Source organism: Arthrobacter sp. 05N33_2, assembly GCF_056397425.1.
Genome location: NZ_JBFTNJ010000047.1, coordinates 1 through 21,943, shown reverse-complemented (window position 1 = coordinate 21,943; position 21,943 = coordinate 1). Strand labels below are relative to the sequence as shown.

Sequence of the window (21,943 nt, the reverse complement as noted above, 5' to 3'; positions counted from 1 at the left end):
GCCGGCAGCGGCGACGAGCTCCTTGAACCGCTGTGCCAGATGAGTGCTGCTGACACCGCGGCTTCCGCAACCGGAAGCACTACCGACTACGCATGCTGCTCATCGGCGGCGGACTGTCCCACCCCCACCTCAGGTAGGAAGAGCGCCTTTGGAGGTGCTGAATCGGCACCGCATCCGTCACAGCAGGCCGGCTCCGTGGCCGTCGGAAGGGTGTCTGCCGCCGTGTGGGGGACCGTGCAGCAGATGTCGCCGCGCCAGGCGTTGATGCCCTCCCGGAGGGCGATCGCGGCGATGACCAGCGCAGCGCCGGCGTCGGCCCACCACCAGCCAAGGGTGCTGTTCAGCACCAAACCCGCGAGCAGGACTGCCGACAAATACGTGCAGAGCAGGGTCTGCTTGGAGTCAGCCACCGCCGTGCGTGATCCGAGCTCCCGGCCGGCCCGGCGCTGGAGCCAGGACAGGACCGGCATGATCACCAGGCTCAGTGCGGCAATCACGATGCCCGGGGTCGAGTGCTGTGCCTCGCCGGCGCCGAGAAGTGACCTGATTGCCTCGGCGGAGACAAAGGCCGCCAGCGCGAAGAATGAGACAGCGATAATCCGCAAGGTGAGGTGTTCACGCCGTTCAGGGTCCTTGGTGGAAAACTGCCACGACAGCGCCAGCGCCGACGCGACCTCAATGATGGAATCCAGGCCAAAGCCGAGGAGCGCCGACGAGTCCGCCGTACCCCCGGCCCACAAAGCCACAACGGCCTCGATGAGGTTATAGCTGATGGTGGCCGCCGCGAACAAGCGGATCCGGCGGCTGAGGACGGCGCGGCGGGCCGGGCCCGGCGACAGTTGGAGGGAAGCCATCACAGCGTGCACGTCCCGTCGGGTGCGCAGCAGGCCGGGTCCACCGCCAGCACGACGCCCAGAAGATCTTTCAGGGCATGGCCGAGGCGCTGATCGGCGAGCTCATAGCGGGTCCTTCGCCCCTCCGGAACGGCAACGACCAGCCCGCATCCCCGCAGGCACRTCAGGTGGTTCGACATGCTCTGCCGGGATACCCCGAGGGAATCCGCCAGCTCCGAGGGATAGGACGGCGCAGCCGTGAGGGCAAGCAGGATTTCTGCCCGTGTCGGGTCTGACACGGCATAACCGAACCGTGCCAGCACCGGGGCATGCGTAAGAGTCTCCATCAACCGAAAGTACAGCTGTCGATGTATTCACGCAAGCGTGTAAGCAAAGCCCTCCCGGCTGGGTCGGTGCCAGTGACCGGGCCCCCGGGTCACCAGATGCTGACGCGCTCCTGCGGTGCCATCCACATGCCGTCCTGGTCCGTGACGCCGAATGCCGCATGGAAGGCGTCGAGGTTCTTGGCGATGGCGTTCGTGCGGAACTCATTTGGGGAGTGCGGATCCGTCGCCAGCCGGCGGATGGCCTCTTCGGTCCGGATGACCTGCCGCCACCCCGCGGCCCAGGACGCGAAGAAGCGCTGCACCCCGGTCAGGCCATCGAGCACCGGCGGTTCCTGCCCGTCGAGGCTGATCAGGTAGGCCTTGTAGCCGATGGTGAGCCCGCCCAGGTCGCCGATGTTCTCGCCCAAGGTCAGCTTGCCGTTGACCGTGTGGCCGGGGGCTGCCGTGGGGGAAAGGGCATCGAACTGCGCCACGAGCCGKSCGGCCAGCGCCWCGAACGCGGTGCGGTCATCCTCCGTCCACCAGTTGCGCAGCAGGCCGCTGCCGTCGTACTGCGAGCCCTGGTCATCGAAGCCGTGGCCGATTTCATGGCCGATCACGGCACCGATGCCGCCGTAGTTGACGGCGTCATCGGCGTCGGCAGTGAAGAACGGGGGCTGCAGCATGGCCGCAGGGAACACGATCTCGTTCAGGAGCGGATGGTAGTAGGCGTTGACCGTCTGGGGCGTCATCAGCCACTTCTCGCGGTCCACGGGCTTGCCGACCTCGTCGAGGTGGCGGTCGACGTCGGCGCTGTGCGCGCGCTCCACGTTCCCCAGCAGATCGGCGGGGTCGATCTCCACCGCGGAGTAGTCGATCCACTTGTCCGGGAAGCCGATCTTGGCGCGGAAGGAGTCCAGTTTCTTCAGGGCCTCGAGCTTGGTTGCCTCGCCCATCCAGGTCAGCCCGGTGATGGACTCGCGGTACGCCTCGATCAGGTTGGCCACGAGGGTCTGCATGCGCGCCTTGTGCCCCTCCGGGAAGTGTTCGGCCACGTAGATCTGCCCGACCGCCTCACCCAGGGCCGCCTCGACCACCGCGACGCCGCGCTTCCAGCGGTCCTTGATCCGCGGCGTACCGCTCAGGGTGGTGCCATAGAACGCGAAGTTTGCGTCCACGAACCCGGAAGACAGGTACGGGGCGGCCGCGCTGACCACGCGCATGGCGAGCCATTCCTGCCATGTCGCCAGTGGTTCGGAATCCAGCAGCGAGGCCGCGCCGGAGAAGAAGTCGGGGGTGCTCACCACCAGCTCGGCACGCTTCTCCGGCTCGATGCCGGCCGCGTCGAACCAGTCCGCCAGCAGAGGGAACAGCTCCGCGGCTTCTGCGGCGGACTTCAAGTTGTACGTCTTTTGCGGATTCCGCAATGTCACGTTGTCCCAGTGGTGCGAAGCCAGCGCAGTTTCCAGCGCCACCACGCGTCCGGCTGCCCCCTCAGGGTCGGCAACCTCCGCGAGGCCCAGCATGGCCCCCACGTGTGCACGGTAGGCCTGGACCATCGGGGCGAACTTCGCTTCCCGGTAATAAGACTCATCCGGCAGGCCGAGGCCGCCCTGGCCCGTGTAGAGCAGGACCCGGTCCGGGTTTCCGGCATCCGGGGCGGGGTAGATATAAAAGAGCCCGGACACATCGGCGCGGAACAGCCGTCCGGCCAGCGCCACGAGTTCGGGCACCGACGTCGTCGCGAACACCTGCGCCAACCGCGCCCGGAGCGGGTCCAGGCCCTTGGCCTCGACCGCCGCTTCGTCCATGAAGCTGTTGTACAGGTCCCCGATCTTGCGCTCGATCCCGGTAGCCTCCGCACCGCGTGCGGCGGCCTGCTCGATGATCTCCTTCACCGCGAGCTCCGACGCGTCGCGCAAGGCGGTGAAGGTGCCCTCCAGCGGCCGGTCGTCCGGGATGACCGTAGTGTTGAGCCAGCCGCCATTCACATGCTGGTACAGGTCATCCTGCGGGCGGACGCTGGCGTCGATGGTGGACAGATCGATCCCCGAAAGTGGCACGGATGCTCCTTTGAGAGGCAGTCCGGCCCGGAGCGTTTGCCGGCGCACGGTCTGCATGGTGGACGTTACGGTGGTCTGGCTCCTTCATCTTACGCACCCGTGTTACTGTGAAAAGGTGCGCGCAGAACTGCTCCTTCTTAGCTGCCGCGGCGAGGCCTCAGACGCGATCTAGCGCAAGGCCCACCCTCGCTGCGGAGTTTGTGTTGCCCGGCYACCCTTTCACCAAGAATCACAGAAAAGGCCCCGATTGTAATGCGAAACGCACAGAAGCCCTCAGGAATGCCGGTCCACCGCTACATCCCGTTCCAGGACCAGATCACCGTTGAACTGCCGGACCGCACCTGGCCGGACAAAGTCATCACCAAGGCCCCGCGCTGGTGCGCCGTGGACCTGCGCGACGGCAATCAGGCCCTCATCGATCCCATGAGCCCGGCCCGCAAGCTGAAGATGTTCGACCTGCTGGTCCGGATGGGCTACAAGGAGATCGAGGTCGGGTTCCCCTCGGCATCGCAGACGGACTTCGACTTCGTCCGGCAGCTGATCGAGGGCAACCACATCCCGGACGACGTCACGATCCAGGTGCTGACGCAGGCACGCGAACACCTGATCGAGCGGACCTATGAGTCCCTGGTCGGGGCGAAGCAGGCAATCGTCCACCTCTACAACTCCACGTCCGTCCTGCAGCGCCGCGTGGTCTTCAACCAGGACGAGGACGGCATCCTCGACATCGCCCTGCAGGGTGCTCGGCTGTGCAAGAAGTACGAGGAAACCCTCGCCGATACGCACATCACCTACGAATACTCGCCCGAGTCCTTCACCGGCACCGAGCTGGAGTACGCCATCCGGGTCTGCAACGCGATCGCCGACGTCTTCGAGGCCTCGGCGGACCGTCAGGTCATCATCAACCTGCCTGCCACGGTGGAAATGGCCACCCCCAATGTCTACGCCGACTCCATCGAGTGGATGAGCCGGAATCTGCACCCGCGCGAAGGCATCATCCTGTCCCTGCACCCGCATAACGACCGCGGCACCGGCGTCGCCGCCGCCGAGCTGGGCTACCTGGCCGGGGCAGACCGGATCGAGGGCTGCCTCTTCGGCAACGGCGAGCGGACCGGCAACGTGGACCTGGTGACCCTGGGCCTGAACATGTTCGTCCAGGGCATCGACCCGATGATCGACTTCTCCGACATCGACGAAATCCGCCGCACGGTGGAGTACTGCAACCAGCTGCCGGTGGCCGAGCGGTCCCCGTACGGCGGAGACCTCGTCTTCACGGCGTTCTCCGGCTCGCACCAGGACGCGATCAAGAAGGGCCTGGAGGCCCTCGAAAAGGACGCGGCCGCGGCGGGCAAGGACGTGGCCGACTACACCTGGCAGGTCCCGTACCTGCCGGTGGACCCGAAGGACCTCGGCCGGAGCTACGAGGCGGTCATCCGGGTCAACTCGCAGTCCGGCAAGGGCGGCGTCGCCTACCTACTCAAGAACGAGCACAGCCTGGACCTGCCGCGCCGCGCCCAGATCGAGTTCTCCGGCGTCATCCAGAAACGGACCGACACGGTCGGCGGAGAAGTCAGCGGACCCCAGCTGTGGCAGGTCTTCCAGGACGAATACCTGCCCTCGGGCTCTGCCGACACGCAGTGGGGCCGCTACGCCCTCGGTTCGATCAGCACGGAGACGGACGAAGACGGCGACATGACGCTGACCGCCGCCCTGAAGATCGACGGGACCCAGGTCCGCCGGACCGGGACCGGGAACGGCCCCATCGCGGCCCTGCTGAGCATCCTGCGCGAGGACGGCGTGGACGTCCGGGTCCTGGACTACAGCGAACACGCACTCTCCGAGGGTGGCAGTGCCCTGGCCGCCGCGTATGTCGAATGCGCCGTGGGGGAGCGCGTGCTCTGGGGCGTGGGGATCGATGCCAACACGAGCACGTCAGCCCTCAAGGCCGTCATCTCGGCCGTGAACCGCGCCATCCGGGACGCCCGCGCCTGATCCGTCGCTGCTTGATTCGTCCCTGCCTGATCCGTCCGCGCCTGATCCGTCCCCGGACGGGCAGGCACTGGCGAACCAATGCATGACTGCGCCGCCGGAACACTCCGGCGGCGCAGTATTTTGCCTCAGTCTTTTATCTCAGTCTTTTACCGTTCTGCCTCGGCGGCGCTGCCCATGCCGTGATTCCGTAAAGACAGTGCGAAGATTAACTGTGGTCCAACAATCCTTTGCAGCGCGTGCCTACCGTGATGACGCCGTCGTGCTGCGCACCCATAAGCTGGGCGAAGCCGACCGGATCATCACCCTGTTGACCAAGCACCACGGCCAGGTGCGGGCGGTGGCCAAGGGGGTCCGGCGCACCAGCAGCCGGTTCGGCGCCAGGCTGGAACCGTTCATGGTGGCCGATCTCCAGCTGATTTCCGGGCGGACCCTGGACGTCGTCACGCAGGCCGTGGCCAAGGGCGCCTACGGCGGGAACATCGCCGCGGACTATGGCCGGTACACGGTGGCGGCCGCCATGACCGAAACGGCGGAGAAGCTCACCGACGTCGACGGCGAAGCCGGCACCGCCCAGTACAACCTGCTGGTGGGGGCCCTCGCCTCCCTGAGCCGGGGCGACCACGCCCCCGAACTCATCCTGGATTCCTACCTGCTCCGCGCCCTCGCGACCGGCGGCTGGGCGCCCAGCTTCACCGACTGCGCCCGGTGCGGTGCGCCCGGGCCGCACACCGCCTTTTCCGCGCCGCTCGGCGGCATGGTCTGCCACGGGTGCCGGCCGCCGGGATCGCCCGCGCCAGCCCCGGAGACAGTGCTCCTCATGGGTGCCCTGCTCACCGGAAACTGGACGACGGCGGATGCCTCCGCGTCCGTCCACCGCCGGGAAGCGGCAGGCCTGGTAGCCAGCTACCTCCAGTGGCACCTGGAACGAGTCCTGAAATCCCTCAAACATGTGGAGCGAACGTAAAAGTGGCATTGGGAAGAAGCCTGGGAAAGAACCTGGAGAAAAGCCAGACGAAACAGTCCAACGGTCCGCGGCGGACCACCCCGGTGGTGGCTCCCTACCCGCACCCGTCCGGCGCTGTTCCGCCCGCGATTCCCGCGGAGTTCATCCCGCGGCATGTGGCGATCGTCATGGACGGCAACGGGCGCTGGGCGAACCAGCGCGGCCTGCCCCGGATCGAGGGCCACAAAGCAGGGGAGCCTGCCCTGCTGGACGTCATGGCCGGCGCGATCGAGCTGGGGATCGAATACGTCAGTGTGTACGCCTTCTCCACCGAGAACTGGCGGCGGTCCCCTGAGGAGGTGCGCTTCCTGATGGGCTTCAACAAGGACGTCCTGCGCCGGCAGCGGAACCAGCTCGATGAATGGGGTGTTCGGATCCGCTGGTCCGGGCGGCGCCCGAAGCTGTGGGGCTCGGTGATCCGCGAACTCGAAGAGGCCGAGGACTACACCCGCGGGAACAGCACCTGCACCTTGAACATGTGCGTCAACTACGGCGGACGGGCCGAGATCGCCGACGCCGTCTCCGCGATCGCGGAGGAAGTGGCCCAGGGCCGGCTGAAGCCGGGGGCCATCACCGAGCGGACCATCCAGAAGTTCCTCGACGAGCCGGACCTGCCCGACGTGGACCTGTTCCTGCGCAGTTCCGGGGAACAGCGGCTCTCCAACTTCATGCTCTGGCAGTCGGCCTATGCCGAGTTCGTGTTCATGGACACCCTGTGGCCGGACGTGGACCGGCGGACGCTGTGGGATGCCGTCGAGATCTATGCACAGCGGGACCGCCGCTACGGTGGAGCCATCGACGCCGCTCCCGCCGCGGGCGGCCAGGTCAGCTGATCCGCGTCAGTCGTAGACGTACGCCCGGATCCACCGGGACAGCCGGGCATAGGCGTCCGCGCGGACCCGTGGGGCGGAGAGGAAGACGTCATGCAGGGCGCCGTCAATCCGCTCCAGCGTCACGGTGCGGCCCAGGCTGAGCGCGCGGAGGGCGATTGTGTTCACGTCCAGGACCGCGTCCGTGCGGCGCATGGACTCCTTCCAGAACATCCCGTTGGCGCTGGCGCCCGAGATGAGCACCAGGATGGGCACATCGATGTTCAGGCCACGCGCCACCTTGGACTGCCCGGCGAGCACGGCGCTGAGCCAGCCGGCGCGGACCGGAAAGGCGTGCGGCGGACGGTAGGCATCGTCCAGGGCCCATTCGCCTTCCGCGGCGCTGCTGATGCTGCGCCAGTAGAAGGCCCGCTCAGGCAGCCGGATCACCGACTCCGGCCAGAACCGGGCGAACGGCTCCACCATGGTCCGCGCGGCCCGGCGCAGGGCGGGGCTGCCGTGGACTTCCAGCCATGGGCTGTCCAGGACCAGTTGTGACACCATCCCCGGATGCCGGTCGGCCCACAGCGCCGCGATCAGGCCGCCGGTGGAGTGTCCCATCAGCGTCACCTGCGGCGCCGCACCGTCCGGCCTGAGGGAACCGATGATCCCGAGCGCTGCAGTGATCTCGGCGTCGTAGTTGTCCAGGTCCGCGACGTAGCCGCCGTGGGTGCCCGGACGCAGGCTGCGGCCATGGTTGTGCATGTCGAGGGCGAAAAACTCAAACCCCTGCCCCGCCCAGAATTCCGCGAGCTCCTCATTGAAGAAGTAGTCACTCCAGCCGTGCAGGAACAGCACCGCCCGGGCCGGCAGCGCCGATGGTGTCGGCGGGAGCGGGGTATGGCGGACCAGGGTGGCAGTGCGCAGCACACCGTCAGGGCTGACGGCCTCAAAGGTGCACGCCTGGAAATCATCCCCGAGAATGTCGGTCCGCCACTGCATCGACTTTCCTCCTGTGTTGCTGAGAGCCTGCCCGGACTAGGACGCGGACGCAGCGGCCCGGCCCGCGGAACGTCCGGAGAAGAGGCATCCGCCCAGGAACGTTCCCTCGAGGGCCCGGTAGCCGTGGATTCCGCCGCCGCCAAACCCTGCGGCTTCACCGGCCGCGAACAGCCCGGGCACGGGCTGCCCGGCGGCTTCCAGGACCCGCGACTGCAGGTCCGTCTGCACACCGCCAAGGCTCTTGCGCGTCAGGACCGAGAGCCGGACGGCGAGCAGGGGACCGTGCCGCGGATCCAACAGCCGGTGCGGCGGGGCGACCCTCATGATCTTGTCGGTGGCGAAACGCCGCGCTGCCCGGATCGCCGCCAGCTGCGGATCCTTGCCCATCCCGCTGGCAAACTGCCGGTCCCGGTCGCGGATCAGCTGCTCCAGGGCAGCGGGGTCGATGAGCTGCCCGCCCGTCAGATCGTTCATCTGCCCGGCGAGCCCGGCGGGGTCCGCTGCCTGCRGGAAGTCGACCCCGCGGTCCAGGAACCGCTGCAGCGGTGTATCGCTGCCGGGCTTCAGCCGTGAGACCAGCCGACGGACGTCCTTGCCCGTGAGATCCGGGTTCTGCTCGGATCCTGACAGCGCGAACTCCTTCAGCGCGATGCTGCGGTTCAAGACGAACCATGAATGGGCATGTCCCGTGGCCAGGATGTGGCGCAGGGCGCCGAGCGAATCGAAACCCGGAAACAGGGGAGGCGGGAGCATCCGCCCCGTCGCGTCCAGCCACAGGGCCGACGGTCCGGGCAGGATCCGGATGCCGTGCCGCGGCCAGACCGGGGCATGGTTGTGGATACCCTCCGGGTAATGCCACATCCGGTCCCCGTTGATGAGGTGTCCGCCGGCGCGGCCCACGGCCGGGAGGAAGTCCCCGTCCACGGATGCCGGAACGCCACTCAACATCCGCTCCGGCGCCGCGCCGCCCGGCCATTGCTTGCGGACCACATCGTGGTTGCCGCCGATGCCGCCGCTTGTCACCACCACGGCCGCGGCCGCAGCCTCGAAAGTACCGTCCGGGCGTCGGGAAGAGCTTTCGCCCCGGCCTGCGCCACTGGCTTCGAGCAGTTCGCCGCGCACGCCGCTCACCCGGCCCGCAGTTTTCACGAGCCCGGTGGCGCGGTGGCGGAAATGGAAGGACACGCGGCCGGCGGCTTCGCCTTCGCGCAGTTTGGCAAGGAAGGGGGCCACCAGCGCAGGGCCCGTGCCCCACGCGACATGGAAGCGCGGGACAGTGTTGCCGTGGCCGTCCGGGCCGTAGCCGCCGCGTTCGGCCCACTGCACCAGGGGAAACARCCCGACGCCCAGCGAGGCGAGCCAGGCWCGCTTCTCACCGGCGGCGAAGTTCACGTACGCCGCCGCCCACTCCTTTGCCAGGGCGTCCTGCGGCCGGTCGAATCCCGCGGACGCATGCCAGTCGGCGAGGGCCAGATCTTCGCTGTCCCGCACCCCTAGCCGCCGCTGTTCCGGAGTGTTGACCATGAAGAGGCCGCCGAAGGACCAGTGCGCCTGGCCTCCGACGGAGGCCTCGGGTTCTTGATCGAGCACCGCCACCCGGCGGCCRGCCGCATAGGCCTGGGCCGCGGCCACGAGCCCTGCCAGGCCGGCGCCGACCACCACAACGTCGGCCTCGATCCCGCGACCCGAAGCCCCACGGCCGCCCGTTCCGACACCCTCATTGCTGGTCATGGCTTCATGCTAACTCGCGTCGGAGCACTTCCGCCGCCGGGCCCGGGGCGCGGGGCGCCGCAGTCACAACCGCAGTCACAACGGGCAGTCACAACCGTGCCGGCGCGTGCGCTGGTTTGGTCTGCGCGGCCCGAACCGCAAAACTAGAGGCATGCGCGTATATCCCACATTTTTCCGGCTGGCCTTCTCGTGGATGGACGCCGAACGCGCCCATAAGATCGGGTTCAAGGCCATCCGCCTCGCCCACAGCTGCGGTGCCGGGCGGTTGCTGCAGAAGTTCACCGCCCCCGCGGCGTCGCTGCAGACCCAGGCGTTAGGCCTGACCTTCCCGTCCCCGTTCGGCCTTGCGGCCGGCTTCGACAAGGAAGGCCACGGCATCGAGGCGCTGGCGGAGCTCGGCTTCGGCCATGTGGAGGTCGGCACCATCACCGGCCAGGCCCAGGCCGGGAACCCGACGCCGCGGCTGTTCCGCCTCGTGGAGGACAGGGCCGTCATCAACCGCATGGGATTCAACAACGACGGCGCCGCGGCGGTGGCCCCGCGCCTGAAGTCCGCCCGCGCCGCCCTGCAGCGCCAGCACCCCGGCGTCCGGCCCGTGATCGGGGTGAACATCGGCAAGAGCAAGGTGGTCGGGCTCGAGGATGCGGTGTCCGATTACCTGATCAGCGCGCGCAGCCTGGCCCCCGCAGCGGATTATCTCGTGGTGAACGTCAGCTCGCCCAACACCCCCGGGCTTCGGCTGCTGCAGGACGTGGAGACCCTGCGTCCGCTGCTGGCCGCAGTGGGGGAGGAGGCGGACAAGGCCGCCGGCCGCCACGTTCCCCTCCTGGTCAAGATCGCGCCCGACCTCAGTGATGAGGACATCGACGACGTCGCGCGCCTGGCGCTTGACCTGAAGCTGGACGGCATCATCGCCACCAACACCACGATCGCCCGCACCGGGCTCGCCTCCGGGCCCGACAAGGTCGAGGCGTGCGGAGCAGGAGGTCTTTCCGGGGCGCCCCTGAAGAAACGGTCCCTGGAGGTCCTGGCCCGGCTCAAGTCCGTCACCGGCGGGGCGCTGACGCTGGTCTCGGTGGGCGGCGTCGAAACGGCACAGGATGTGCAGGAACGGCTGGACGCCGGCGCCACCCTCGTCCAGGGCTACACGGCGTTCCTTTACGAGGGGCCTTTCTGGGCCGCCCGCATCAACCGGCTGCTGGCCACCCACCCGAGCCGGCGCTAGACCTTACGCTGCGGTCGGGTCCGGACCGGTCGCCGCAACCTAGAAGCCCCCGGCAGGTGACTGCCGGGGGCTTCTTAGTTGAAGAATCGTGGAAGGGAAGGTCAGGCGGGGAACTCGCCGCGCCGGACCTGGGGCTTGGGCAGGCGCAGGCGGCGGAACTGCAGGGAGCGCATGGAGCCGTACCAGACCGTGCCGCGTTCGACGTCGCCGAACTTTTCGCCGAGCCGTTTCTTGAGCTTGCGGGAGAGGATGAAGACGTCCACGAAGACCGCGAGGAACATGACCCAGAAGGCGCCCAGGACGTAGACCATCTGTGCGCTGGAGGCCGGCACGAGCAAGGAGATGATGACAAACAGCAGGGCGCCGAACATGAGGAACTCGCCAAGGCTGAAGCGGGCATCGACGAAATCGCGGGCGAACCGCTTCTGCGGACCCTTGTCCCGCAGCGGCAGGAACTTTTCGTCACCGGTGTCCATGGCCTGCCGCATCTTGAGCCGCTGCTCCGTGACGGCGGCGCGCTCGGCCGCCTTGGAAGCCTTGCGGTCCTCCGGCACGAGGGGCCGCTTGCGGGCCGCCTCCTGGGCGCTGCGCTTGGGCGTGGGTGCGCCCTTGCCGGTCACGGCGCTACGGGCTGCTGCCTCGGATGCCTGCTGGTCAACTACGTCCTGCGCCGATGGCGCTTCCTTTTTACGTCCAAACACCCCTAAAGAATACCCCGCAGACACAGGCCCGAGACCCAGCCCACACGGCGCAGGCCCGGGCGTGACGCTGTTTGTAGTGATTCAGAGCACGGGTAGTGTTTTGGCCATGACTTCATCTACCGCGGGGAACCCGCAGACCACCATGGACCACGAGGGCACCATCGATGCCGAGGCCCTCCGCCAGGCCGTTGCCGAATCGTTCGACGAGACGATCGGCCAGCTGACGGACCTTGTCGCCATTCCCGGCATCGCCTGGCCCAGCTTTGATCCTGCCCCGTTGAACCGCAGCGCCGACGCCGTCGCCAGCCTCGTGCGGGCCAGCGGCTTCGACGACGTCCGGATCCTCCGTTGCGACAAGGAAGACGGGACGCCCGGCGGGCCCGCCGTCGTCGCCCGCCGCCCGGCCGCGGAGGGCAAGCCGACAGTCCTGCTGTACGCCCACCACGACGTCCAGCCCACTGGCGACCTGGCACTGTGGGAAACCGACCCCTTTACCGCCGTCGAGCGCGACGGCAGGCTCTTCGGCCGCGGTGCCGCCGATGACAAGGCCGGCATCCTGGCGCACATCGCCGCCTACTCTGCGGTGACGCGGGTGCTCGGTGACGAACTGGGCCTGGGCGTGACGTTCTTCTTCGAGGGCGAAGAGGAAGCCGGCTCGCCAACGTTCCGGCAGTTCCTGGAAACCCACCGCGAACTGCTCCGCGCCGACGTGATCGTCGTGGCGGACTCCAGCAACTGGAAGGTCGGCATTCCGGCCCTCACCACCAGCCTGCGCGGCCTGGTGGACGGCACCATCGAGGTCAAGGTCCTGGACCACGCCGTGCATTCGGGCATGTTCGGCGGCCCCGTGCTCGACGCCCCGACCCTGCTGGCCCGCCTGATCGCGACCCTCCACGACGACGAGGGCAGCGTCGCGATCAAGGGCCTGGTGAGCCGCGATGACGTGGTTGTCGACCTCACCGAGGAGGAGTACCGCGCCGACGCCTCCGTGCTCGACGGCGTGAAGCTCGCCGGGACCGGCAGCATTGCCTCACGCATGTGGACCAAGCCCGCCCTGTCCATCATCGGCTTTGACGCCCCGGCCGTGGACGTAGCTTCCAACACCTTGCTGCCGCGGGCCCGGGCCAAGTTCAGCCTGCGCCTGGCCCCGGGGCAGGACCCGGCAGCCGCCATGGAGGCTGTCCGCCAGCACGTCGAAACCCACGCCCCGTTCGGCGCTGAGGTGGTGTTCACCCCGGGGGAGAGCGGCAACTCATTCCTGACGGACACGAGCTCGAAGGCCGCGTCCGTGGCCATGTGGGCCCTGGGCGAGGCCTGGGGCGTGCCCGCCGTCGAAATGGGAATCGGCGGATCGATCCCCTTCATCGCGGACCTCACCGAGCTCTACCCGGACGTGCAGATCCTGGTCACCGGCGTCGAGGATCCCGATTCCCGAGCCCACAGCGCCAACGAATCCCTGCACCTGGGCGACTTCCGGAACGCAATTGTCGCCGAGGCCCTGCTGCTCGCGCGCCTGAACACCGAAGGCGCGCTCTAGCCCCCGCGCCCGGCGCGTCCCGGGGAACATCCAGCCGTCTCCCACGGTTACGTCAGAAGTTAGAGCTACAGGGCTGCGCGAAGTAGCATGTAGCTATAGCCCATACCGTTTAAGTAGGGGCGGGCACCGTGCGAGCGGGGCCGCCACCACCGTTGCAAGAAGGTAGGCCATGAGCACTACAACCAATGAAAACAGCGCCGGCAACTCTGCCGCCGAGGCCGGCGAGCTGGCCACGCACGAGGTCATGCTGACCGACGTCGCGGCTGGAAAGGTCCGCAGCCTGCTGGAGCAGGAAGGCCGCACCGATCTGCGCCTCCGCGTTRCCGTGCAGCCCGGCGGTTGCTCCGGCCTGATTTACCAGCTCTACTTCGACGAGCGGCTGCTCGACGGGGATGCAGTGCGCGACTACGACGGGGTCGAAGTCGTCGTCGACAAGATGAGCGTTCCTTACCTCAGCGGTGCCAGCATCGATTTCGAGGACACCATCGCCAAGCAGGGCTTCACGATCGATAACCCGAATGCCGGCGGGTCCTGCGCCTGCGGAGATTCTTTCCACTAATTCCTTCCACTAAGGCCGGGCATTTTGCCCGGCCTTAGTGCCGCAGGATCCTCAACGAGCGGCGCCTACAAAAGGCTCCCGACGCACGGTGTGGACATGTGGGCGAAAACTCCCGGGGAGCGGTAAGCTCTACACCGAGTAGTAAAACTTTTCGTTTGCCCTGCCCGTAATTTGCGGGGCAACAGCAACAAGTAGGAAGGGCCGTCTGTGAGTTCGCAGAACCGAACCGGCAGCCGACGCAAACAGATCACTACGATCACTGGCTTGGCACTAGCCGGCGCGTTGGCTTTGACTGGATGTTCACCAGAGGTACAGAAGGGCTGGTTGCCCACCGAGCGTGGCACCACCAATCACACTGACCTCATCATGGACCTCTGGGTCAACTCATGGATTGCCGCGCTGGTCGTCGGCATCATCACCTGGGGCCTGATGATCTGGTGCATCGTCGCTTACCGGCGCCGCAAGGGCACCGTGGGCTTCCCGCGCCAGAACAGCTTCAACCTTCCGCTTGAAGTGTTCTACCTGACGATCCCGCTGTTCATGGTCCTGGTGTTCTTCTACTTCACCGACCGCGACCAGCAGTCGATCGATGACCGCTCAACGCCGGCCGACGTCGTCGTCGACGTCCGCGGCAAGCAGTGGGCGTGGGACTTCAACTACTTGAAGGGCAACGTCGTCACCGAGGACGTACACGAAGCGGGCGTCCAGGCGCACCTGACCGGTAACGACGTGGACAAGAACAAGCTGCCCACCCTGTACCTGCCGGTCAACAAGTCGGTTGACCTCGAGCTCAACGCGCGCGACGTCATCCACTCTTTCTGGGTCCCTGCCTTCCTGCAGAAGCGCGACATGATTCCAGGCAAGACCAACTACATCCGGTTGACGCCCACCAGGGAGGGCACCTACGACGGTAAGTGCGCCGAACTCTGTGGCGAGTACCACTCCGAAATGCTGTTCCGCGTGAAGGTTGTCTCCGAGTCGGAGTTCCAGGCGCACATGAACCAGCTGCGCCAGGACGGGAACACCGGCCTGCTCGGTGAAGAGTACGACCGCAACCCGGCCCCGGCCGAAACCAAGTAAGGGGAGCGACGTGGCAACTTACACTCAATCCGCCGGGATCCTCGAGGCTCCCGTAGTACCGAAGTCCAAGGGACGCATCGTCGTCAACTGGATCACCTCGACCGACCACAAAACGATCGGGTACATGTACCTGATCGCGTCGTTCATCTTCTTCTGCTTCGGCGGCATCATGGCGCTGCTGATCCGTGCCGAGCTCTTCGAGCCCGGCATGCAGATCCTGCAGACCAAAGAGCAGTACAACCAGCTCTTCACCATGCACGGCACCGTCATGCTGCTGATGTTCGCGACGCCGCTGTTCGCCGGCTTCACCAACGTCATCATGCCGCTGCAGATCGGTGCCCCCGACGTCGCCTTCCCGCGACTGAACGCGCTGGCCTTCTGGTTCTTCCTCTTCGGCTCCACGATCGCCGTCTCCGGGTTCATCACCCCGCAGGGTGCCGCGTCGTTCGGCTGGTTCGCGTACGCGCCGCTGTCCAACACGACGTTCAGCCCCGGCGTGGGCGGTGACCTCTGGGTCTTCGGCCTGGCGCTSTCCGGCTTCGGCACCATCCTCGGCGCCGTCAACTTCATCACCACCATCATCTGCATGCGCGCCCCGGGCATGACCATGTGGCGGATGCCGATCTTCACCTGGAACGCCCTCGTGACCTCCATCCTGGTCCTGATGGCCTTCCCGCCGCTGGCCGCCGCGCTGTTTGCCCTCGGCGCCGACCGCCGCTTCGGTGCGCACATCTTCGATCCCGAGAACGGCGGCGCCGTCCTCTGGCAGCACCTGTTCTGGTTCTTCGGCCACCCTGAGGTGTACATCATCGCGCTGCCGTTCTTCGGCATCGTCTCGGAGATCTTCCCGGTCTTCAGCCGCAAGCCGATCTTCGGCTACAAGGGCCTGGTCTACGCGACCATCTCCATCGCCGCCCTGTCCGTGACTGTGTGGGCCCACCACATGTAYGTCACCGGMTCGGTSCTGCTGCCGTTCTTCTCCTTCATGACGATGCTSATCGCSGTWCCSACCGGYGTGAAGTTCTTCAACTGGATCGGCACCATGTGGCGCGGTTCCATCACGTTCGAGACCCCCATGCTGTGGAGCATCGGCTTCCTGGCGACGTTCCTCTTCGGCGGCCTCACCGGCATCATCCTGGCCTCGCCGCCGCTGGACTTCCACGTCTCGGACTCCTACTTCGTTGTGGCGCACTTCCACTACGTGGTCTTCGGCACCGTCGTGTTCGCCATGTTCGCCGGGTTCTACTTCTGGTGGCCTAAGTGGACCGGCAAGATGCTCAACGAGCGCCTCGGCAAGATCCACTTCTGGATGCTGTTCCTGGGCTTCCACGGCACCTTCCTGATCCAGCACTGGCTCGGCGTCGAGGGCATGCCCCGCCGTTACGCCGACTACATGCCGCAGGACAACTTCACGTGGATGAACCAGTTCTCCACCATCGCCTCGTTCGTCCTCGGCGCCTCGCTGATTCCGTTCTTCTGGAACGTCTACATCACCTGGCGCAGCAACGAGCGTGTGGAAGTTGACGACCCGTGGGGCTTCGGTGCCTCGCTGGAATGGGCCACGTCCTGCCCGCCGCCGCGCCACAACTTCACCTCCCTGCCCCGCATCCGCTCCGAGCGTCCTGCCCTGGACCTGCACCACCCGGAGCTCTCCCAGTCCTACACCGCGGATTCGCCTGCTCCGGCAGCAGCGGCTCTCGGTAACGCCGACCAGAAGGACACCGCCAAGTGAAAATCGAATCAAGGATCTTTGGCTTCGGCGTCTTCTTCTTCRTGCCCGTTGCATTCATCTACGGATACCTGACCAACTGGACTGAGTGGGTGGGCGCACTGGCCATCCTGCTGGTTGGCGGACTCGCCGGCATGATCGGCGCTTACCTCGGCTTCACCGGCCGCCGCGTGGGCATGCGCCCCGAGGACCGCAACGACGCCGAGATCCACGAAGGCGCCGGCGAGCAGGGACACTTCAGCCCCTGGAGCTGGTGGCCGCTGATGCTGGGCCTGTCCTGCGCCGCAGGGTTCCTCGGCCTGGCCGTGGGCTGGTGGATCGTCTTCATCGCCGGCGGGATGGCAGTGGTCGCACTGGTCGGCTGGGTCTACGAGTACAGCCGCGGTGACCACGCGCACTAGCGCCCACCCGGACTAAAAGTTCAGAACGCACGACGGCGGGCCCCACCATTGGTGGGGCCCGCCGTCGTTGTGTCTTGGTTCTTGAGTTCCTGCCGGCCGGGTGCGGCGCGTCCCTGCACGCCCAGCCCGCCTGCGCAGCGTCCCTCCTGGAGGGCGGCACCGCACTGCGGGCCGCCGAATGGGAGCGGGGAGGCCCTCAGGCGGCGGCTGCCGATTCCAAGAGGATCCGGAGTTCCTCCAGCGCACCCTCTGCCTCTGCGGGGCTGCAGGAGGCCGGGAGGGCGTCCGCAGCGACGGCCAGCTCCACCTCACAGCCGCACTCGAAGTCCTCGGTCATGACCTCCAGCAGCGAGCGGGCGTCGACGCCTGGCCTGCCGTCCTTGCTGATGGTCACTGGGAGGCCGGTCGCCGTGACAGCCCGGACAAATACTGCCGCGGGCCGGGCGTGGAGGCCGATGGCGGCCGTGACGATTGCCTTGCGAACTGGCAACGGGACTCCCTCATGCTGGTGTTGTGCTGTACGTGTTGCTGCTGCACGGGCTGGCCACGCGAACGGTGACCCAGATGGAGGGCGTCCGGCAGGCAGTCCGTCAGACCGGGCGGCCGGCATTGCCCCGGCTCCGGCCTGTACCTACAAGGGTAGCGGCGGGGGAGGACCCGGCACGACTTGAGTCGGCGGCGTGGTCTAGACCTTCCGGGTCACGGGCTTACCCTTGAGATATGAGTGTATTTCCCGCGCCGGGCCGCATCCGGAGGCTGAACCATGGCGTCCACTAACGCGTCCAAGATGATTGGCGAGATCGACCGTCAGAGCGGGGTACCAATCTATGTGCAGTTGCGCGAGATCCTCCGCGCGCACATCGCCGCCGCGTGCCCGCCTGGATCCGCGCTGCCCTCCGAACGGGACCTCGCCCAGCGCTTCGGCCTCGCCCGGATGACCGTGCGCCAGGCCATCGATGCCCTCGTGGGTGAGGAAGTGATTGAACGCGTCGTGGGCCTGGGCACGTTTGTGCGCAAACCCAAACTGGATCTCCAGGTAAAGCTGACTTCCTACAGCGARGAGATGCAGCGCCGCGGCATGGTCCCGGCCGCCAAGGTCCTGAGCTTCGAACAAATTGGCGCCAGCGCGTTCCTGGCCCGTGAGCTGCAGTTGGAGGAGGGGACACCCCTGGTCCGGTTCCGGCGCCTCCTGCTGGCCGACAACGAACCGATGAGCGTGGACGAAAACTTCATCCCGGCCCACCGGGTTCCCGGCCTGCTGGACGGCGAACCGCCCACATCGCTCTACAACGTGCTGAGCGAACGCTACGGGCTGGTGATGGAATGGGGCGAGGACATGATCGAGGCGACGGCTGCGTCGCCGTCCACGGCCCGTCTCTTGAACGTTGAGGTCGGCACCCCGCTGCTCAAGATCCAGCGCCACGCGTTCGTGGCCCGCGCCATGGTGGACTACTCCGTGTCCTACTACCGGGCTGACCGCTACAAGCTCTGGGTGCCCCTGCAGCGCCCTGGCGTCCGGCCCACCCGGAACTACGCCTCAGGGTACCGCCCCTAACCTCAGCAACGCGGGGTCACGACGCGTCCATCCCGAAGGGGTTGATGGGCGCGAGGTGACCCCGCGTTGCCTCTTGTTTCTGCAGCTTCGGGGGGACGCAGGAAGGCCCGGTCCCAAGGGACCGGGCCTTCCTTTGTATTGCTTGGTGCCGCCTAGTGGCTCAGCGACTTCGACTCAGCGGTTTCGATCGCTTCGTGGGCGCCGTGGTGGCCGTGAGCGGCCTCCAGCTCTGCCGGGGTGGCCGGGGCAACCCGGTCCTCGAAGAACCAGCGGGACAGCTTCGCGCGGCGCTTTTCCTTGCGGTCAACGACGCCGTGCTCGTTCGGCACCGCGGGCAGCGGGGCCGGTGACTCGAAGCCGACCAGCTTGTAGCGCTTGTATTCATCCAGCGGGGCGTGGACCTCGATGAACTCGCCGTGCGGCAGGCGCACGATGCGGCCGGTTTCACGGCCGTGCAGGGCAATCTCGCGGTCCTTGCGCTGGAGCGCCAGGGCGACGCGCTTGGTGACGATGAACGCGATGACCGGGCCGATGAAGAACAGTGCGCGCAGCCAGTAGGTGACATCGTTCAGGGCCACGTGGAAGTGGGTGGCGATGAGGTCCGAGCCGGCCGCTGCCCACATCACGCAGTACCAGACGAAACCGGCCATGCCGATTGCCGTACGGGTAGGAGCGTTGCGGGGGCGGTCCAGGACGTGGTGCTCGCGGTTGTCCTTGGTGATCCAGCGTTCAATCCACGGGTAGGCGAACATGACCGTGAAGAGGATGCCCGCCGGGACGAGTGCCGGCAGCAGCACGTTGAACGTGAACATGTGGCCGAACCAGATCTGCTCGACCTTCCAGTCGCCGATCGTGCCCGGCATCAGGCGGAGGGCGCCGTCAACGAAGCCGATGTACCAGTCAGGCTGGGTGCCCGCAGAAACCGGGGAGGGGTCGTACGGGCCGTAGTTCCAGATCGGGTTGATGGTGAAGAACGCCGCCATGATGGCAACGACACCGAACACGATGAAGAAGAAGCCGCCGGCCTTTGCCGCGTAAACCGGTCCCAGGGGGTAGCCGACGACGTTGCCGTCGTTGCGGCCCGGGCCGGGGTACTGCGTGTGCTTGTGCACAACCACCATGAAGAGGTGCATCACGATCATCAGCAGGATGAGCGCGGGAACCAGGAGGATGTGGAGCATGTACAGGCGGCTGATGATCATGGTGCCCGGGAACTCGCCGCCGAAGAGGAAGAACGAGGTGTAGGTGCCGATGACCGGGATGGACTTGATGACGCCGTCGATGATGCGCAGGCCGTTGCCGGAGAGCAGGTCATCGGGGAGCGAGTAGCCGGTGAAGCCTGCGGCCATGGACAGGATGAGCAGAACGCTGCCCACCACCCAGTTCAGTTCGCGGGGCTTCCGGAATGCGCCGGTGAAGAACACGCGGAGCATGTGCACGGAGACAGATGCGACGAACAGCAGGGCAGCCCAGTGGTGTACCTGGCGCATGAACAAGCCGCCGCGGACATCGAAGGAGATGTTCAGGGAGGAGCTGTATGCCACCGACATTTCAACGTTCTTCAGCGGCGTGTACGAGCCCGCATAATGCGTCTCCGCCATGGACGGATCGAAGAAGAACGTCAGGAACGTGCCCGAGAGCAGCAGAATGACGAAGGAGTACAGCGCCACTTCGCCGAACATGAACGACCAGTGGTCCGGGAAGACCTTCCGGCCGAATTCGCGAAGGATTCCGGAGCCGCCAACACGCTGGTCGACGAAGTCGGTGATGCGGCCGCCTGTGGTTTTGGCGACGAAAACAGGGGCATCAGGCGTTGTTGTTGAGGACATGCTGCTCACGCTCCCAGTAGGTCGGTCCAACGGGTTCATGGAAGTCGCTCGTGGCGACGAGGTAGCCCTCAGCGTCGACTGCGATAGGCAGCTGGGGGAGGGGGCGGCTGGCCGGGCCGAAGATAACCTTGCACTGCTGGGTCAGGTCGAAGGTTGACTGGTGGCACGGGCACAGAAGGTGGTGGGTCTGCTGTTCGTACAGGGCAACAGGGCAGCCAACGTGGGTGCAGATCTTGGAGTATGCAACGATTCCGTTGTAGGCCCAATCTGCGCGCTCGGGGGAGGGGTTGAGCAGTGCCGGGTCCAGGCGCATGAGCAGAACGACCGATTTGGCCTTCTCGTTCAGCTTTCCTTCGCTCAGTTCGTTCAGCCCTTCGGGGATGACGTGGAACGCGGAGCCCATGGTGACGTCCGCGGCCTTGATGGGGGTGCCATCCGGGTCGCGGGCCAGCCGCTTGAGCCTGCCGTCCGGGGCCGGGGCCCACAGAGTGTGGGCCAGCTTGTCGTCCGGACGGGGACCGAGGTCACCGAAGATGGCCAGGGCCGGCAGGGGGGCGAGGGCGACGGCGCCGAGCAGGGTGTTGCGGATCAGYGGCCGGCGCTTAATGCCGGTTTCCTCGACGATGTCATCGACGATGCGCACGGCAGCCTGGCGGTCTTCCTCAGTGCGGATCGCGTGGCGCTCTTCCGAGACTTCGTGGTCCGGCATAAGGGCCTTGGCCCAGTGGACGATACCGGTGCCGATGCCCAGCATCGCGAAAGCGGTGCCGATGCCCAGCAGGGCATTCTGGAGGCGGATCGTGGCGATCGCGGAGTCTTGCCCCAGATCGATCGCGAAATACGCCACCAGGAATATCAAGGTGCCAACGACCGAGATGCCGAACAGAAGGGCTACCTGCCGTTCTGCCTTTTTTGCGGCCTTCGGGTCCGTGTCAGCCAGGCGCAAACGGTGCGGGGGAATTCCAGGATCCTGGAACTTCTCCACCTCATTCTGACCAGCCGTAGCTACGGTGCCCGAGTCGTTCGGACCGCCGTCACTATGGTTGCCCATAATTCGCCTCATCCTTCTCTCGTCTCGGCGAGTGCCGAGTTAGGTTTCAATTCAAACTGCTGACGGGTCAGCAGAAAATTCTTACAGGTGCAAGGTCCGCTTATGAAGTGCGGGAAGTCAGCCAAATGGTGAACGCGATGATGACGCCCAGCCCGGCGATCCAGACAAAGAGACCTTCGGAGACCGGTCCCAAAGCACCAAGATCGGCGCCGCCGGGTGAACCGTTGGCCTCAATCTGCTTCAGGTAGGTGATGATGTCGCGCTTCCCCTCGGGGGAGATGTTCGCGTCACTGAAAACCGGCATGTTCTGGGGGCCGGTGACCATTGCTTCGTAGATGTGCTGCCCGGAGACACCCGCGAGGGCAGGGGCAAACTTGCCCCGGGTCAGTGCGCCGCCTGCAGCGGCGGCGTTGTGGCACATGGCGCAGTTGGTGCGGAACAGCTCTCCACCGTTGGCGGCGTCGCCCTTCTCATCGAGCACGCCTGCCTCGGGGATGRCCGGTCCGGGGCCGAGGGA

General features: G+C 66.5%; 20 protein-coding genes. 10 read left to right on the top strand and 10 right to left on the bottom strand.

The features are described from left to right. Positions 1-86: 86 nt before the first annotated feature. The 3 genes from AC1DHX_RS15640 to AC1DHX_RS15630 all read right to left on the bottom strand — a co-directional run bounded on the left by AC1DHX_RS15640 (position 87) and on the right by AC1DHX_RS15630 (position 3,222). On the bottom strand, positions 87-854 hold the full coding sequence (locus AC1DHX_RS15640) for a cation diffusion facilitator family transporter (protein ID WP_230008759.1): 768 nt from the start codon (positions 852-854) through the stop codon (positions 87-89). Next, positions 854-1,180 (bottom strand): ArsR/SmtB family transcription factor, encoded by a 327-nt coding sequence (locus AC1DHX_RS15635; protein WP_476900216.1) that lies wholly within the window; start codon positions 1,178-1,180, stop codon positions 854-856. The genes AC1DHX_RS15640 and AC1DHX_RS15635 overlap by 1 nt, the downstream gene beginning before the upstream one ends. An 89-nt stretch (positions 1,181-1,269) precedes the next feature. Then, positions 1,270-3,222 (bottom strand): M13 family metallopeptidase, encoded by a 1,953-nt coding sequence (locus AC1DHX_RS15630; RefSeq protein WP_476900215.1) that lies wholly within the window; start codon positions 3,220-3,222, stop codon positions 1,270-1,272. A gap of 252 nt (positions 3,223-3,474) precedes the next feature. Here AC1DHX_RS15630 and leuA point away from each other — a divergent pair, with 252 nt between their 5' ends. The 3 genes from leuA (at position 3,475) to AC1DHX_RS15615 (ending at position 7,050) form a co-directional block, all read left to right on the top strand. Further along, positions 3,475-5,214, top strand: coding sequence for a 2-isopropylmalate synthase (gene leuA / locus AC1DHX_RS15625; protein WP_028276716.1), 1,740 nt, complete (start codon positions 3,475-3,477; stop codon positions 5,212-5,214). 211 nt (positions 5,215-5,425) lie between these two features. Continuing rightward, the gene (recO, locus tag AC1DHX_RS15620) at positions 5,426-6,178 is read left to right on the top strand and encodes a DNA repair protein RecO (protein ID WP_079554635.1); all 753 of its coding nucleotides are present in this window, start codon (positions 5,426-5,428) and stop codon (positions 6,176-6,178) included. A gap of 20 nt (positions 6,179-6,198) precedes the next feature. Continuing rightward, positions 6,199-7,050: an isoprenyl transferase gene (locus AC1DHX_RS15615; protein ID WP_476849340.1), complete on the top strand. Its 852-nt coding sequence runs from the start codon at positions 6,199-6,201 to the stop codon at positions 7,048-7,050. Positions 7,051-7,056: 6 nt separating this feature from the next. Here the strand turns inward: AC1DHX_RS15615 and AC1DHX_RS15610 are convergent, their stop codons facing one another. Together AC1DHX_RS15610 and AC1DHX_RS15605 are read right to left on the bottom strand one after the other, a co-directional pair. After that, positions 7,057-8,028 (bottom strand): alpha/beta hydrolase, encoded by a 972-nt coding sequence (locus AC1DHX_RS15610; RefSeq protein WP_476858453.1) that lies wholly within the window; start codon positions 8,026-8,028, stop codon positions 7,057-7,059. Positions 8,029-8,064: 36 nt separating this feature from the next. Beyond that, positions 8,065-9,759, bottom strand: coding sequence for an FAD-binding dehydrogenase (locus AC1DHX_RS15605; protein ID WP_476900214.1), 1,695 nt, complete (start codon positions 9,757-9,759; stop codon positions 8,065-8,067). Positions 9,760-9,910: 151 nt separating this feature from the next. Here AC1DHX_RS15605 and AC1DHX_RS15600 point away from each other — a divergent pair, with 151 nt between their 5' ends. After that, complete coding sequence (locus AC1DHX_RS15600) at positions 9,911-10,984, top strand: quinone-dependent dihydroorotate dehydrogenase (protein ID WP_476858455.1); 1,074 nt, start codon at positions 9,911-9,913, stop codon at positions 10,982-10,984. A gap of 101 nt (positions 10,985-11,085) precedes the next feature. Here the strand turns inward: AC1DHX_RS15600 and AC1DHX_RS15595 are convergent, their stop codons facing one another. Beyond that, positions 11,086-11,685 carry a DUF3043 domain-containing protein gene (locus tag AC1DHX_RS15595; RefSeq protein WP_223917351.1) on the bottom strand — a complete coding sequence of 200 codons (600 nt, stop codon included), beginning with the start codon at positions 11,683-11,685 and terminating at the stop codon, positions 11,086-11,088. Between the two features lie 106 nt (positions 11,686-11,791). Between AC1DHX_RS15595 and AC1DHX_RS15590 the strand changes: the two genes are divergently transcribed. From AC1DHX_RS15590 to AC1DHX_RS15570, 5 genes are all read left to right on the top strand, one after another. Then, positions 11,792-13,222 (top strand): M20/M25/M40 family metallo-hydrolase, encoded by a 1,431-nt coding sequence (locus tag AC1DHX_RS15590; RefSeq protein ID WP_476858456.1) that lies wholly within the window; start codon positions 11,792-11,794, stop codon positions 13,220-13,222. 169 nt (positions 13,223-13,391) lie between these two features. Then, the gene (locus tag AC1DHX_RS15585; RefSeq protein ID WP_476900213.1) at positions 13,392-13,781 is read left to right on the top strand and encodes a HesB/IscA family protein; all 390 of its coding nucleotides are present in this window, start codon (positions 13,392-13,394) and stop codon (positions 13,779-13,781) included. Positions 13,782-13,988: 207 nt separating this feature from the next. Continuing rightward, positions 13,989-14,861 (top strand): aa3-type cytochrome oxidase subunit II, encoded by an 873-nt coding sequence (gene ctaC, locus AC1DHX_RS15580; protein ID WP_028276725.1) that lies wholly within the window; start codon positions 13,989-13,991, stop codon positions 14,859-14,861. Between the two features lie 10 nt (positions 14,862-14,871). Then, a complete protein-coding gene (ctaD, locus tag AC1DHX_RS15575) occupies positions 14,872-16,593 on the top strand; it encodes an aa3-type cytochrome oxidase subunit I (RefSeq protein ID WP_223917347.1) in 1,722 nt (573 codons plus the stop codon). Then, the gene (locus AC1DHX_RS15570; RefSeq protein ID WP_476900212.1) at positions 16,590-16,991 is read left to right on the top strand and encodes a cytochrome c oxidase subunit 4; all 402 of its coding nucleotides are present in this window, start codon (positions 16,590-16,592) and stop codon (positions 16,989-16,991) included. Before ctaD ends, AC1DHX_RS15570 begins: the two co-directional genes overlap by 4 nt. Positions 16,992-17,187: 196 nt before the next feature. On the opposite strand, the gene AC1DHX_RS15565 is transcribed toward AC1DHX_RS15570, so the two are convergent. Next, positions 17,188-17,481: an HPr family phosphocarrier protein gene (locus AC1DHX_RS15565; RefSeq protein WP_028276727.1), complete on the bottom strand. Its 294-nt coding sequence runs from the start codon at positions 17,479-17,481 to the stop codon at positions 17,188-17,190. Positions 17,482-17,754: 273 nt separating this feature from the next. On the opposite strand from AC1DHX_RS15565, the gene AC1DHX_RS15560 reads away from it, so the two are divergent. Continuing rightward, on the top strand, positions 17,755-18,546 hold the full coding sequence (locus tag AC1DHX_RS15560; RefSeq protein WP_028276728.1) for a GntR family transcriptional regulator: 792 nt from the start codon (positions 17,755-17,757) through the stop codon (positions 18,544-18,546). A 152-nt stretch (positions 18,547-18,698) separates the two neighbouring features. Here the strand turns inward: AC1DHX_RS15560 and qcrB are convergent, their stop codons facing one another. The 3 genes from qcrB to qcrC all read right to left on the bottom strand — a co-directional run. Beyond that, a complete protein-coding gene (qcrB, locus tag AC1DHX_RS15555; protein WP_028276729.1) occupies positions 18,699-20,375 on the bottom strand; it encodes a cytochrome bc1 complex cytochrome b subunit in 1,677 nt (558 codons plus the stop codon). Next, positions 20,353-21,426, bottom strand: coding sequence for a cytochrome bc1 complex Rieske iron-sulfur subunit (gene qcrA, locus AC1DHX_RS15550; RefSeq protein WP_028276730.1), 1,074 nt, complete (start codon positions 21,424-21,426; stop codon positions 20,353-20,355). Before qcrA ends, qcrB begins: the two co-directional genes overlap by 23 nt. 100 nt (positions 21,427-21,526) lie before the next feature. Then, on the bottom strand, positions 21,527-21,943 hold a 417-nt coding region (qcrC, locus tag AC1DHX_RS15545), incomplete at its 5' end, for a cytochrome bc1 complex diheme cytochrome c subunit (protein ID WP_476900211.1).